The sequence below is a fragment of the Myxococcus sp. CA033 genome, from assembly GCF_013336625.1.
In the GTDB taxonomy this organism is placed as follows: Bacteria; Myxococcota; Myxococcia; order Myxococcales; family Myxococcaceae; genus Myxococcus; species Myxococcus llanfairpwllgwyngyllgogerychwyrndrobwllllantysiliogogogochensis.
In genome coordinates this window covers 83,539-97,329 of record NZ_JABUMU010000013.1, presented here as the reverse complement: position 1 = coordinate 97,329, position 13,791 = coordinate 83,539, and the positions used below count along the sequence as shown (strand labels likewise).

Genomic DNA, 13,791 nt, shown 5'->3' with positions numbered 1-13,791 from the left:
GAGGGAAGCGAGTTCTCGCGTGGCCACCTGGTGCATCCGTTTTGCTGGTCACTCACCGCGCTGGTCCCAGGCGCGTGGGGTCTGGCGGTGTTCGAGGACGCCCAAGCAGGTGTGTGCGCCGAGGGCGCGTCAGCGTCCGCCCCTGCGCACCCCGCGCCGCAAGGCGAAGTGCTCGTGGTGGACGACGCGGCGGCCCTCGTCGGCGCGCTGAAGCGGGCTGTCGGTGGGGCTCCGGACGTCGGGGCCCCGTGGTTCAAGGCAGGGGACGGCCGCCCTGGAACTGGGCCAGGCGGGTGGCGCGCTCCATGACTTCTCCCTGGGCCCAGCGCTTCTCCGCGCCCGCGGGAGGCGTCAGCCGGCGCCAGGCGCCGTCGGCCTGCAGCTCCCACGCGTGGGTGTTGTCCGCGAGGCTGCGCTCCAGCGAGTCACGCACCTGCGCGGCCAGCGTGGTGTCCTCCACCGGCGCGAGGATTTCCACACGGTGGTCCAGGTTGCGAGGCATCAGGTCCGCGGAGCCGATGTAGCAGCGCAGCTCCGTGCCGCGCTCGAAGATGTAGACGCGCGCGTGCTCCAGGAAGCGGCCCAGCGTGGACACGACGCGGATGTTCTCCGAAATGCCGGGGACGCCGGGGCGCAGGCAGCAGATGCCTCGCACGTTGAGTTCGACCTTCACTCCGGCGCGCGACGCGTCGTAGAGGGCGCGGATGATGCCCGGGTCCACCAGCGCGTTCATCTTCATCTGGATGCGCGAGGGGCGCTCCAGCGTGTGGGCGACGACGGTGCGTTTGATGTGCTCCAGCAGGCCCTCGCGCATGGTGAGGGGCGCCACCAGCAGCTTGCGGAAGCTCTTGGGGCGTCCGAAGCCGGTGAGGTAGTTGAACAGGTCCGCCACGTCCGCGCCGATGTCCGGGTCCGTGGTGAACAGGCCCATGTCCGTGTAGAGGCGCGCCGTCTTCGGATTGTAGTTGCCGGTGCCGATGTGCACGTAGTGCCGCACCCGCTCGCCCTCGCGCCGGACGATGAGGATGGCCTTCGCGTGTGTCTTCAGCGAGGGGATGCCGTACACGACGTGCACGCCCGCCTCTTCCAGCGCGTTGGCCCACTTGATGTTGGTGCGCTCGTCGAAGCGGGCCTTCAGCTCCACCATGCACACCGCCTGCTTGCCGTTCTCCGTGGCGGTAATCAGCGCGGGCACCAGCGGCGAGCTGTCGGACGTGCGGTAGACGGTCTGCTTGATGGCCAGGACATCCGGGTCCGCCACCGCCTCCGTGACGAAGCGCTCCACCGACGAGGCGAACGAGTCGTAGGGGTGGTGGACGAGCAAGTCCCCGCGCCGCATCGCCGCCATCACCGTGACGCCCTCGGGCGAGTCCGTGTCCGGACGCAGCCGGGGCTGGGTGACGGATACCCACGGCGGGTCCTTCAGCTCCGGGAAGCCGGGCGCGAAGGCGATGGCCTGCACGTCCCCCAGGCCCAAGAGGCCCTGCTCCTCGTACACCTGCCGCGACTCCAGCCCCAGCGCCTCCACCAGCGGCTCCAGCAGCTTGGGGCTCATGCCCGCCTGCACCTCCAGGCGGATGACGTCGCCGAACCGCCGCTGCCGCAGCTCCGTCTCCACCGCCTTGAGCAGGTCCTCCGCGTCCTCGGACACGGTGAAGTCCGCGTCGCGGGTGACTCGGAACAGGCTCCAGCTGAGCACCTCCATGCCGGGGAACAGGTCTCCCAGGTGCTGGGCGATGACCTCCTCCAGCGGCACGAAGACGTTGTTCTTCAGGGGCAGGAAGCGGGGGAGCAGCTCCTTGGGCACCTTCACCCGGGCCACGCTCTCCTCGCCGGCCTCCGGGTCTCTCAGCAGCACCGCCAGGCTGAGCGACAGGTTGGAGATGTAGGGGAAGTGCCGGCCCAGGCCGATGGCCAGCGGGGTGAGCACGGGGAAGATTTGCTCGCGGAAGCGCTGATCCACCTGGGCGCGCTGGTCGGCGTCCAGCTCCTTCGCGTTGAGGATGCGCAGGCCCTTCTCCGCGAGCGCGGGCCGCAGGAGCTTCTCGAAGATGGCGCTGTGGCGCTTGCTCTGCTCGAAGATGCCCTCGTGCAGCTTGTCGAGCGTGTTGCCCGGGGCCGCGCCGTCCGGCACCAGCCGAGCCACGTTGGCGCGCACCTGTTCGTGCAGGCGCGCGACGCGAATCATGAAGAATTCGTCCAGGTTGCGCGCGTAGATGGCCACGAACTTGAGCCGCTCCAGCAGCGGCTCGTCCGCGGACTCCGCCAGCTGGAGCACCCTGTCGTTGAAGGCCAGCCAGGACAGCTCGCGATTGAAGAAGAGCCCCTCATCCATCTCCGCCCCCGCTGGCAGGGCATCCCGCTCCAAGGACTTCTGGGGGGGGACGCTGCGTCCGGCGGCGCCTCGCTTCGCCATCTTTCACGACTCCTGGTTCCTACCTCGGCGGGGATGTAGCAGGCCGGCCTCCCACCGATTGTGAACTTCGATGTCACGAAAGGAAGCCCTCCAGCGCACGGTACACGCCCGGGAAGTTGCCGGGCGGGCGTTACCGGAAGGCCCGCGTGGAGTTTCTTGCATCCGCGCTGTTGGAACGGCATGTCAGTCGACGTGAGCCCGACAGAGAACCCCTTGAATGCCTCCCTGGTCTCCGCGCCGACGGACGCTGGCAACCTCTTCACGGCCTATGACAAGGAGGACCGCAAGGCGTCCCGAGGCCGCTGGGCGCTGGCGCTCCTGGCCGCCCTGGTGCCGGTGGTGCTCGCGGTGGTGTTCTGGACGATGGTGCGCGAGCAGCGCCCCACGTTCCAGGTCGTCACGCCCCATGGCTTCAAGTCCATGCACGGTGGCATGACGACGGACCAGGTGATGGCGCTTTTGGGCCGCCCCATGACGCGCGAGCGCGACGCGACGGGCGCGGACTGCTACCGCCACGGCGCGCCGTCGGTGGAGAAGGAGTTCTTCCTCGTCTATTCGGTCTGTTACGAGGACGGGAAGCTGAGGGACGTGAAGCAGCAGAAGTTCTCCGCGTGGTCCGTGGAGCCGGAGACGGGCAGCTTCAAGGCCCCGTCCGGCGACGTGGCGCCCGCGCCCACCGGCGCCCCGGAAGCGGCGGCCCCGTCGTCCACCGCGGGCTCGCGGTAGTCCCTCCGCTCCAGGCACTCCCCTGACTCGCGGCGGGCCCGACTGCCCGCCACCCGACGCCAAGCCGTCCCATGGGCGGGGGTGTGGGCTCATGGCCGGCAGCGCCACCTTGTGGGCTGGGTGAGGTTCGGGCTGGAGGCTGATGTCCGGAGGGGGGCGGCGTGGGGCGGCCGTGGACGTTCTCACAGCGCGTCGGCGCTGGCTTCATCGCGTCCCTGCTCGTGGCGCTGGCGCTGGCGGTGACGTCGGCGGTGGCGCTGCTGTCGGTGCGCTCCGGCCACAAGGCGAGCCTGCTCGAGCTGTCCATGGACCTGCTGGAGGTGGAGCGCCTGCGCCGGGCCTTCAGCGACAAGGTGTCCAGCGAGCGGGGCTATGCGCTGTCGGGTGACGCGCTCTTCGCCGAGGAGATGGTGGCGTCGCGCGAGCGCTTCATCGCCACCTATGAGCGGCTGAAGCCCCGGCTGGGCACGGAGCCCTCGGCGTCGCTCCTGGAGTCCGTGATGCGCGCGGAGCAGGAGCATGAGCAGGCCGTGCGGGAGCTGGTGGTGGCGCATGCCAGCCAGGTGCCCCGCTCTCGGTTGGAGACCCTCTTCGAGGAGCGGGTGGGGGACACGCGCCTGCGCGCCTATGAATCGCTCCAGCAGCTCTCCGCGAGCGTGGAGGAGCGGCTCGCGCTGGGCATCCAGGCGGCGGTGGAGGTGGACGAGCGGGTGCTGGTGCTCACCCTGGTGGCGGCGAGCCTGGGCCTGGCCCTGGCCGGGGTGCTGGCGTGGGTGTTGTTGCGGCGGCTGCGTCCCTTGCGGGAGGAGGCCGAGGCCAGCACGAAGCGCTTCCAACTGCTCGTCGAGGGGGTGCAGGACTACGCGCTGCTGCTGCTGGACGAGCGGGGCCGGGTGGCGAGCTGGAACCCGGGCGCCACGCGCATCACCGGCTATCAGGCGGCGGAGGTCGTGGGCGAGTCGGTGGACCGCTTCTACCCTCCGGACGAGGTGGCGCTGGGGCTTCCGGAGAAAGATTTGGCGCGCGCGCGGCGGGACGGGCGGCTGCGCACGGAGGGGTGGCGCACGCGCAAGGACGGCACGCACTTCTTCGCGGAGGCCCTCATCAACACGCTGCTCGACGACGACGGCGAGGTGCGGGGCTACGCGGCGGTGACGCGCGACATCACCGAGCGGCAGCGCGCCGAGCGCACGCAGCGGTTGTTCGCGGAGGCCGGCCGCGTCTTCCAGCAGTACCTGGACCCGGACCTGATGGTGGCGGAGCTGGCGCGGATGATGGTGCCGGAGGTGGCGGATGTCTGTCTGCTGTACATGCTGACCCCGTCCGGACAGCTGCGGCCCCGGGCGGTGAAGCATGTGGTGGCGCAGAAGGAGCCCTCGCTGTGGGAGGCGGTGCGGCGCTATCAACCTCCGCCGGATGTCCCCCAGGGCCTCTGGCAGGTGGTGCGCACGGGGCGCTCCCAGTGGGTGCCGGACGTGTCGCCGGAGATGCTGACGCAGGGAGCGCAGGACGCGGAGCACTTGAGACTGATGGAGCAGGTGGGCGTGCGCTCGTACCTGGCGGTACCGCTGCGCGCCGGAGAGCGGACGCAGGGGGTGCTGGTGCTGCTGATGTCCCTGCCGGAGCGGCGGCTGACGCTGTCGGACCAGGTCTTCATGGAGGAGCTGGCCGGGCGCGCGGCGCTGGCGCTGGACAACGCGCGGCTCTTGCGCGAGGCGCGTGAGGCGGTGGAGCTCATCGGCGTGGCGGCGCATGACCTGGGCAATCCGCTCAACACGCTCCAGTTGCTCTTGCGCAGGCTGCTGCGCACGGACCAGGCGGTGGAGCGGGAGAAGGTGCGTGACGGCCTGGGCACGGCGCTGAAGCAGACGCAGCGGCTGGGGCAATTGCTGCTCAACCTGCTGGACTTGTCGCGACTGTCCTCGGGGCGACTGGTGCTGGACGTGGCGCCGGTGGACCTGGCGGACCTGGCGCACGAGGTGGTGGAGCGCTTCGCCGCGCACGCCGCGGAGGTGGGCAGCAAGTTTGTCTTCGACGCGGAGCTGGGGCTGGTGGGCCAGTGGGACCGGCTGCGATTGGACCGCGTGGTGACGAACCTGGTGTCCAACGCGCTGAAGTTCGGCGCGGGACATCCGGTGGTGGTGCGGGTGGAGCGCGCGGGGCTGGCGCGGGCGCGACTGGTGGTGCGCGACTTCGGCGAGGGCATCGCCCTGGAGTCGCAGCGGCGCATCTTCGACCGCTTCGAGCGGGTGCCCTCGGCGGGCCGCCACGCGGGCTTCGGACTGGGGCTCTACATCGTCCGGCAACTGGTGGACGCACACGCGGGCTCCGTCCACGTGGACAGCACGCCGGGCGAGGGCTCCACCTTCACGGTGGAGCTGCCATTGATGGAGCTGGGCGCGGAGCTGGAGGACGACGCCATGGAGCCGGCTCCGCCCGGGGCGACCTAGGCTAGAGCTTCTCCATCGTGTCCGCGGTGCGCTCCTCGCGGACGTTGCCGGTGTTGAGGGTGGTGGCCGGCTCGAAGAGGAGGACATGGACCTCCTCCTCCGCGACGGGCCGGTGCTCCACGCCCCGGGGGATGATGATGAACTCGCCGGGCTCCACCTCCACGGTGCGCTCGCGCAGCTCCATGCGCAGCCGGCCGTGGAGGACCAGGAACAGCTCGTCCTCGTGCTCGTGGTGGTGCCAGGTAAAGGGGCCCATCAGCTTCGCCAGCCGGACGTGTTGTCCGTTCAGCTCACCCACCACTTTGGGGGACCAGTGCTCGGAGAACAGGGTCAGCTTCTGGGCAAGATTGACCTTGTCCACGCTCGGCGATGCCATGTGTGTGCTCACTTCATTCGTTTCCGCCTCCGCGGTGTCGGTCTCGACGCGGCGGCGGGAGTCCCAGCGGGGCGGGCGCGCGCAACTGGAGCTGGGGCTTCGGGGGGGTGCGCTCATTCCGGGGTCTCTCCTATCAGGACGCGGAGTCTTGAATCCACCATGCACGAGGCCCGGGACGGATGTCTGTCTTTCCATCCAGACACCGCCGCTCATGGACACCTCGCGCGAGGTTGGGTCGACTACCCGACGAAGGGTGAGGCCTGACTCAGTCTGGATAGAACATCGGGTCCCGCGTGATGACGAACGAGGAGATGACGGAGGCCACCTCGTGCGGCAGTCCGGTGAACTGCACGCCCACCCCGGGCATCAGCTCCGGCATGCGGGGATTGGACTCGCGCACCCAGCGCACCACGCCCGTCACCTTCATGGGCCGGCCACCCGGCAGCGTGAAGTCCAGCTCCACCTGCGTGCCGCGAGGCACCGCGTCCACCGTGGCGATGAAGACGCCGCCCTCGCTGATGTCCATCGAGAAGCCGGTGAAGAAGTTGGAGTCGCTGCGCATGTCGATGGACGTGTGCATCCGCACGCGCCCGTTGCGCCGGGCCTCCTGGCCGTCCGCGCTCGCCGCTCCCCGCGCCGGGGGGGAGGGCAGCGCCAGGCCCTGGGACTTCACCGTGGCGGCGGCCTGCGCCAGCTCCGCCTGACGCACGCGAGCGGCCTCCTGCTGCGCGCGCGTGGCGGCCTCCTGTCGGGCCCGGGTCCGCGCGGCGCTGGCCTCCACCTGCTGCTTCAGCGCGGCCTCCGCGTCCGCCACGGCGCGTGACACCTGCGCGGTCTGCTCCTGCTGGATGCGCAGCGCGGCCTGCACCTCCGTCCCCATCCGCTTGCGCGCCTCCAGGGCCTTCTCGCGCGCCTCCAACGCCTTCGCGCGCGCGGCCTCCACGTCCAGGGACGGCACGCGAGCGGCCTGGAGCCTGGCCGCCTGCTCGCCCACCTGCGGGTCGGCGTCGGGTTCCTGGTGGGCACGGGCCAGCGCGGCGCGCACGCCGTCGAGTCGGGAGGTGAGGGCGGCGGTGTCGGCGAGGGCGCGCGTCACCTGCTCCGCGAGGCGGGACTCCTGGGCGGACAGCTCGCTCTCGGCGCGAGCCAGCTCGGCCTCACGGGGGCCCGACGGGGGGACGCGGGCGGCAGGGGACGGCGAGGTCATTCTTGGGACTCCAGAGGGCCGGCACTGTAGCAGGCTCCCCGGGAAGTCCACGCGCCCCTCGCGTGTGGGTCAATCCGCGCCCTTGATGCAGGCGACGGGCTTGAGGCGCCGGGCGACTCGGGCGAGCCCCGCCATCTCCACCGTCTCCAGCACGTCGTCCAGGTTCTTGTAGCAGGGGCCGGACTCGTCGAGCGGCGTCTGGCGGGTGTTGAGGATGATGCCGGACTCCGCCATGCGCGCGTCGGTGGCGCCCTGGTCCAGCACGCGCCGGGCCTCGCCTCGGGACAGGCGCCGGCCGGAGCCGTGGTTCACCGAGTAGATGGACTTGGACGCGCCCTCTTCGGCGAAGAGGATGGCGCTGCCGGTCTCCATGGAGCCTGGAATCAGGATGGGGTGGCCGGTGTCCTCCCACGTGGTGCGCTTGAGCGCGGGGTGGCCCGCGGGGAACGCGCGCGTGGCGCCCTTGCGGGCGACGAACTTCCCGGCCTCCTTCTGGATGAGGTTGTGGGAGATTTCGTAATAGACGCTCGCGGTGCCGCCGAAGACGTCCTCCAGCGCGGCGCACACGGCCTCACCGATGATGAGCCGGTTGGCCACGGCGAAGTTGGCCGCCATGTTGTGCAGGTTCCAGTACTCGCGGCCCATCGGGCTGTCGGCGTCGAGCCAGACGAAGTCCTCGCTGCGGCTCTTCAGGCCCAACTGGGCGGCGCCCTTGACGAAGAACGTCTTGGCGATGTTCCACCCGAAGCCCCGGCTGCCGGTGTGGAGCATCACCCAGACGCGGCCCTCTTCATCCACCTGCATCTCGGTGAAGTGGTTGCCACCGCCCAGGCTGCCCAACTGGCCGCGCTTCTCGTAGGCCCGGTCGGGGATGTCCACCCGGTCGTCTTCCACGGGGATGAAGTCGCGCTCGGTGATGGCGGAGCCTCGGCCCAGGGCCTTGGCGCCGTGGCGGACGACCTCCGCGAAGGCTCGGTCGGACACCTTGCGCTGTGCCTGCACGCGACTGGCGCCCACGCCCACGGCGATGCGGCGGGTGACCTGCTCAATCCACTGGCGGCGCTTCGCCGGATCCGCCACGTCCTCCGCGTTGAGGGACGTCTGGAGCTGCACCATGCCGCAGCCGATGTCGTAGCCGGCGGCGGTGGGCAGGAGGATGCCGTCGGTCTCCACCACGGTGCCGATGGGGACGCCGTAGCCCACGTGACAGTCGGGGGTGACGGCGACGCGGGTGACGCCGGGGAAGGACGCGGCGTTGACCACCTGGTCGAAGACGGCGTCCTCCATGCCGGGAAAGTCGGGGCCTTCGCCCCACAGGAGCTTGTCGGAGAGGAACAGGTCCGCGTCGACCTTCATGGTCTTGGTCTTCGGCAGGACGTAATGGCCTTCGGCGGCCTTTTCCAAACGCTGCTTCCAACTCATGGCTTTGACTCCCCTGACGCCCCTGGACAGGGGTGAACACGCGCGAGGGACGGGAGCGTCCGAAAGAAGCTGACCCGGGCGCCCGGGTTTGTCCGAGCCTCCGAGGATGCTGGGAGAGCGGGCGGGAAAGCGAGCGAATTTCCGGGGTTTTCCCTCGGAGAACGGGGGAGGGCGCCAGGGCGCGACGCGGTGCGTGGGTGGCGCCTGCCCCGGACCTTGGGACGATGAAGAAGGGCGGGTGCTGTTGCCGTCTCGACGTCGGCAACGCATCCTCGTGGTGGCCCCGAGGCCTGGTTCGCACACCCGGACAGTCGACCGAAAGTCGGCTCGCGTGCGAAGCGCGGGAATTGGATCGGCCGAGGACTTGCCGCATTCCGGCTCCAGGCCCATCCATCTCCCATCCAGGCAGGGGGTGGGCGATGGGTTTCCTCGGTGGGATGTTCCTGGCGGTGGCGTTGCAGGCGGTGCCGGCGGATACGTTGGCGGGGCCGGTGTTCAATCCGTCGATCTGCGCGAAGAAGCGCGTCGATGCGTGCGGTTGTCACCACGTGTATGGGATTCGGCACTGCCATCCCAACCGGAAGGGTGAGCACTGCGAGGCGCCGGTGAAGGCGCAGGTGTCGGAGGAGAAGGCGGAGGCTCCGGTGCTGGAGAGCCGCGAGTCGGAGCCGGCGAAGACGACGGAGCAGGAGAAAGCCGCGCAGCCTCCGGCGACGCACGAGAAGAAGCGCTTCGACCCGAAGAAGTCCGTGCCGATGTAGCCCGCGAGCGCCGCGCAAGTCCTGGTGTGAAGGCTGGATGCGCCTCCGTCGTGTGGGGCGCTCCGCCAGACGCGTGTCAGCGACGGTGGGCGAGGATGCGCAGGCCCACGGGCTGGAGCGAGTGCTCGTCCAGGCGACGTTGCTCGACGGTGAGCAGGTGCTCGGCCACGCGCTCACCGGAGACGGTGTTGTCGTGGGCCTCGATGGTGCCTCTCGCCAGATAACGGAACAGATAGGGGCCGCGAGCCACCTGGGAAACCTCGAAGCCCCCGTCGCGGAGCGCGGTGAGCATCGCGGCTCCGGTGTGGAGTGGCTCGTCGTGGTGCTCGTGCTCGTGGTGCCAGCGCTCCAGGGGTGGCTCGGAGGGGGCGCCGTGGACGGCCTCGGCGGGAAAGCGTCCGGCGACGGCCAGCAGGTCCTGGGTGTCGTAGTACCAGCGCGCGGTGGTCTCGTCCGGCGCGGCCAGGTCGAAGTCATCCACGACGAGAACACCTCCGGGGACGAGCAGCTCGCGCAGCCTCGCCACACTCGCGTCGAGCGGAGTGATGTGGTGGAGGACGGTCACCGCGACGACGGCGTCGAAGGGCTGCTCGGAGGTGAAGCGCAGCAGGTCTGTTTCCTCGAAGCGGACGCGCGGTGAGCGTGGCGTGTCGCGCAGGCGAGTGTCGATGGCGACGACGTCATGGGCCTGGGCGGCGAGCTGGCCCGCGAGGGAGCCGTCACCGCAGCCGACTTCCAGGACTCGGCGCCGAGTGGAGAGGGCGGGAGCGACGAAGGCGAGCGTCTCGCGAAGGGTGAGGGGCGTCATGGCGGTGACGTGCATCGTGGTCGGCGGGGACCGCGAGGGGCAAGCTTCAGCGCCAGGATTCACGGCTGGGACGGGCGCACCGTGGAGTCGCGAGCGCGAGGGCAGGTCGGTTGCCAGGAGAGGTCGCCGAACCCGTTCGTGCTGCGCGGGTTGGCGGTGTCCGTGTCAGTGCGCGATGAGCGGAGTGGTGTCCGAGATGGGTTCGTCGCGGGGGTGTGAGGACACGTCTCGAGGGGGCAGCGGGAGGGACTCCGCGCGGCTCAACGACAGCGGTCCCTCGGCGCGGATGATGACCCAGTGGGACTGAGGCGAGACTCTCATCGCCACGCTGTTGGGGCTCAGCCATCGAAGCTCGGGCCGATAGGTCGCCACGGGCGTCACCGTCACGGGGCCACCGGTGGTCCAGAGACTCGCGCTCACCTCGACCTTGGGTGTCTCGCGAGGCACGGGAGCCGACGCGCTCACGGTGGTGTGTAGCGCCTGGGCGGGAGACATGGACGCGCTCGCGGTGGTGTGCAGCACTGTCGTGCGAGACAAGGGCGGGCTCGCGGTGGCGTGCAGCGCCTGGGCGGGAGACCGGAGTGCGTTCGCGGTGGCCGTTGCTGCCTGCGCGGGAGACAGGGGCGCGATTGTAGTGGTGCGTGGTGCCTGGGCGAGAGACAGGGGCACGCTGCCGGTGGTGTGCAGTGCCTGAGCGGGAGACAGGGGCGCGCTTGCAGTGGTGCGTGGTGCCTGGGCGAGAGACAGGGGCATGCTGCCGGTGGCGTGCAGTGTCTGAGCGGGAGACAGGGGTGCGATTGTCGTGACGCGTGGTGCCTGTGCGGGAGACACGGCTGCGCTCATGGTGGCAGTTGCTGCCTGCGCGGGAGACAGGGGTGCGATTGTCGTGGCGCGTGGTGCCTGAGCCGGAGACACGGCTGCGCTCATGGTGGCAGTTGCTGCCTGCGCGGGAGACAGGGGCGCGATTGTAGTGGTGCGTGGTGTCCGGGCGGGAGACCGGGGTGCGCTCGCGGTGGCAGGCAGTGTCTGAGCGGGAGACAGGGGCGCGATTGTAGTGGTGCGTGGTGCCTGAGCGGGAGACAGAGACGTGCTTGCGGTGGCGTGAGGTGCCTGCGCGGGAGACCCGGCCGCGCGCATGGTGGCCGTTGATGCCTGCGCGGGAGACAGGGGCGCAATCGTAGTGGCGCGTGGTGCCTGAGCGGGAGTCGGGAGCACGCCTGTCAGTGGAACCGTGGTGTCCCGTGCCGCGACGAGCGTCCCGCGCACCACGGGCACGGCGATTTCACGCGGCGCCTCCACCTGTCGTGGCGCGACCGCACCGCGCGGCGGAAACGAGCTCGGCATCGTCGGTGCGGAGGGCACGGGTGCCCGAGTCGCGGGCCCAGGTGGCTTCACCTTCACCGGCGCAATGGCCGGCGCCGAGGGCAGCGGCCCCGGCACTCGAGTCTCTTCCGCGGCTCGCAGCACGAAAGGAGGCGGCGGAGGAGGCGGTGTCTTCACTCGCGCGTCCGTGGTGCGCGGAGCCACCGCCACCGGAGCCTCGCTCACCGTGACGAGCCCCGCCGCGTGACTGTAGAGCCGCTCGTCCTCCAGCGCCGTCGAGGGCGGCAGCGACGCCTGTCCCATGCGCGTGAAGTCCGACAGGAGCACCGGGTCCCTCGGGTCCAGCTCCAGCGCCGCGCGAAGCGACGCGCGGGCCCGCGCCTCACAGCCCTGCGCGAGCAACAGCTCCGCCGCCGTGCGATACGACGCGATGGCGGCCTGCCGGTCCCCCGTGCGGCGACAGATTTCCGCGTGACGCACCCGCGCGTTCGGGTCCTTGGGCACCATCCGAAGGATGCGCGAATGGACCTCCGCGCATTCGGCGTACCGCTCCTGGACGAACAACAACTGCGCGGCTTCCTTCAACGCTCTCAACTGGGCCTGTGCGCGCTCGCTCATCGTCCTGTCCTCCGGAACGGATGCCCTGCGGGGGAAAGCAGGCGGCATGCCGTGGCGCCCGCGCACGCTCGAACGGTCCACTGTCCACCGGAGACACTGGCTCATGGCGCGAAAGCCCGTCTTCGAGCGAGCATCCACCGGGGACTCCGGGGTGAGGCGGGACGCGCATCGAGGCTCGCGACCTAAGGGAGAGCCTGTAGAAAAGGCGCCCCGCGCTGTAACAATGAAAGCCCGGTGTGTACCGGCGGTGGCCCGTTCCGAGGTGTGCATGTCGAAGCAGCACAGCCGCTCGCACCTCTTCGTCCAGCACCTGCCACCCGCCGCCCGTCGCTGCGCGGAGGTGCCCGGACTGGAGGCCCTGCTGGAGTCGTGGGTGTCCACCGGACGACACGCGTGGCCGGACGTGGTGCTTCCCGAAGAGGACTTCCTCCGCCATGTGGCCCAGCGGCTCATGCCGGGCCAGGAGCCCGCGGACACGCTCGCCGCCGTGCCCGTGTCGGACCTCTATCTGGCCTGTGCCTGCGCGCGAGGACTGCCCGCGGCCCACGCGGCCCTGGAGCGGCACTTCTTCCCCAAGGTGGCCAGTGCCATCTCCCGGGTGCGGGGTGGCGGCGTGGACGCGAAGGAAGTGCTCCAGCAACTGCGTCAGCGACTCCTGGTCCCCGCCCAGGACGGCGCCGAGCCGAGAATCGCCGAGTACCAGGGAGGAGGTCCGCTGGCGGCCTGGCTGCGCGCGGCGGCGGTGCGGACGGCGCTCAACCTCCAACGCGCGGAGGGCCGGCGTGCGCGCGCGGAGGAGGACGGGGACGGGACGATGTTCGAGCGGGTGGGCGAGGCCGGCCGGGACATCGAGCTGGACTACCTCCGCCGACGTCACCAGCAGGACTTCCGTGATGCCCTGTCGGGAGCGCTGGCGACCCTGTCCGCCCGGGAGCGCACCGTGCTGCGGCTGCACGTCGTGGACGGGGTGAGCCTGGAGTCCATTGGCGTCATGTACCGGGCGCACAAGTCCACGGTGTCGCGCTGGATGTCGCAAGCGAGGCAGACGGTGCTGGTGGGCGTGCGGGAGCGGCTCGCGGAGCGCCTCCAGTTGTCGTCGGGCGAGCTGCACAGTCTGATGCACGCGGTGCGCAGCCAGCTCGACATGAGCCTGTCGGGGTTGCTGCGCGGCGAGCCCGGGCCCGGATAGGCCCAGAGGCCCTCTCCACTTTTTTCGCGGTCCGCGTGCAACACGCCACGGGGAGCGGTGTCACCGGAATGAAGGCGGGGCAAACGCGCCTCGGTTCACTCAAGGAAGGACACACCTCATGCGGAACGGACTGGTGGGATTCACGTTGATGGCGCTGGCGCTGGTGGGCACGAGCGCGGCGGCGGAAGAGCGCATCGAACTCAAGCCGGGCGAGCAGCGAGTGCTCGACCTGAAGGACCTGACGCGGGTGGCGCTGGGAAACGTCAATACGGCGGAAGTGAAGACGCTGGGCAAGGGGCAGCTTGAAGTCACCGGCAGGGAGGCGGGCACCACGAAGCTGCTGGTGTGGAAGAAGAGCGGCGAGCGGCTGGAGTATTCCATCGTCGTGACGGACGGCGCCGCGAAGGAGAAGTAGGCCGCGCGGCGGGTGTGTCGTGGCGCATGGGGAGGAGGGCCCGAGTCCTTGCCGGGCCCCTCTCTCCTTCCTTCTAGGGG

General features: G+C 70.3%; 11 protein-coding genes. 5 read left to right on the top strand and 6 right to left on the bottom strand.

Annotated elements, in window-relative coordinates; all coding sequences use genetic code 11:
• Positions 1–253: 253 nt before the first annotated feature.
• Entirely contained in the window at positions 254–2,416 is a 2,163-nt protein-coding gene (gene ppk1 / locus HUA78_RS27020; RefSeq protein ID WP_174456042.1) for a polyphosphate kinase 1, read from the bottom strand.
• A 180-nt stretch (positions 2,417–2,596) separates the two neighbouring features.
• Here ppk1 and HUA78_RS27015 point away from each other — a divergent pair, with 180 nt between their 5' ends.
• Together HUA78_RS27015 and HUA78_RS47565 are read left to right on the top strand one after the other, a co-directional pair.
• Positions 2,597–3,142, top strand: a complete 546-nt coding sequence (locus HUA78_RS27015) for a hypothetical protein (protein WP_254614000.1) — start codon at positions 2,597–2,599, stop codon at positions 3,140–3,142.
• A 161-nt stretch (positions 3,143–3,303) separates the two neighbouring features.
• Positions 3,304–5,592: an ATP-binding protein gene (locus tag HUA78_RS47565; protein WP_174460320.1), complete on the top strand. Its 2,289-nt coding sequence runs from the start codon at positions 3,304–3,306 to the stop codon at positions 5,590–5,592.
• A gap of 1 nt (position 5,593) precedes the next feature.
• Here HUA78_RS47565 and HUA78_RS27005 read toward each other — a convergent pair whose 3' ends face one another.
• The 3 genes from HUA78_RS27005 to HUA78_RS26995 all read right to left on the bottom strand — a co-directional run bounded on the left by HUA78_RS27005 (position 5,594) and on the right by HUA78_RS26995 (position 8,597).
• Positions 5,594–5,968, bottom strand: a complete 375-nt coding sequence (locus tag HUA78_RS27005) for a cupin domain-containing protein (protein ID WP_174465237.1) — start codon at positions 5,966–5,968, stop codon at positions 5,594–5,596.
• A 265-nt stretch (positions 5,969–6,233) separates the two neighbouring features.
• The gene (locus HUA78_RS27000) at positions 6,234–7,175 is read right to left on the bottom strand and encodes a TIGR02266 family protein (protein ID WP_174465077.1); all 942 of its coding nucleotides are present in this window, start codon (positions 7,173–7,175) and stop codon (positions 6,234–6,236) included.
• A gap of 69 nt (positions 7,176–7,244) precedes the next feature.
• Positions 7,245–8,597 (bottom strand): RtcB family protein, encoded by a 1,353-nt coding sequence (locus tag HUA78_RS26995; protein ID WP_141641885.1) that lies wholly within the window; start codon positions 8,595–8,597, stop codon positions 7,245–7,247.
• Between the two features lie 419 nt (positions 8,598–9,016).
• Here HUA78_RS26995 and HUA78_RS26990 point away from each other — a divergent pair, with 419 nt between their 5' ends.
• Positions 9,017–9,358 (top strand): hypothetical protein, encoded by a 342-nt coding sequence (locus HUA78_RS26990; protein ID WP_174465078.1) that lies wholly within the window; start codon positions 9,017–9,019, stop codon positions 9,356–9,358.
• Between the two features lie 76 nt (positions 9,359–9,434).
• Here HUA78_RS26990 and HUA78_RS26985 read toward each other — a convergent pair whose 3' ends face one another.
• Together HUA78_RS26985 and HUA78_RS26980 are read right to left on the bottom strand one after the other, a co-directional pair.
• Positions 9,435–10,181, bottom strand: a complete 747-nt coding sequence (locus HUA78_RS26985) for a trans-aconitate 2-methyltransferase (protein ID WP_217442610.1) — start codon at positions 10,179–10,181, stop codon at positions 9,435–9,437.
• A gap of 150 nt (positions 10,182–10,331) precedes the next feature.
• Positions 10,332–12,107 carry a bacterial transcriptional activator domain-containing protein gene (locus HUA78_RS26980; protein ID WP_174477441.1) on the bottom strand — a complete coding sequence of 592 codons (1,776 nt, stop codon included), beginning with the start codon at positions 12,105–12,107 and terminating at the stop codon, positions 10,332–10,334.
• Positions 12,108–12,375: 268 nt separating this feature from the next.
• On the opposite strand from HUA78_RS26980, the gene HUA78_RS26975 reads away from it, so the two are divergent.
• Positions 12,376–13,296, top strand: coding sequence for a sigma-70 family RNA polymerase sigma factor (locus HUA78_RS26975; RefSeq protein WP_174477440.1), 921 nt, complete (start codon positions 12,376–12,378; stop codon positions 13,294–13,296).
• 118 nt (positions 13,297–13,414) lie between these two features.
• Entirely contained in the window at positions 13,415–13,711 is a 297-nt protein-coding gene (locus HUA78_RS26970) for a pilus assembly protein N-terminal domain-containing protein (RefSeq protein WP_174456033.1), read from the top strand.
• Positions 13,712–13,791 lie beyond the last annotated feature (80 nt).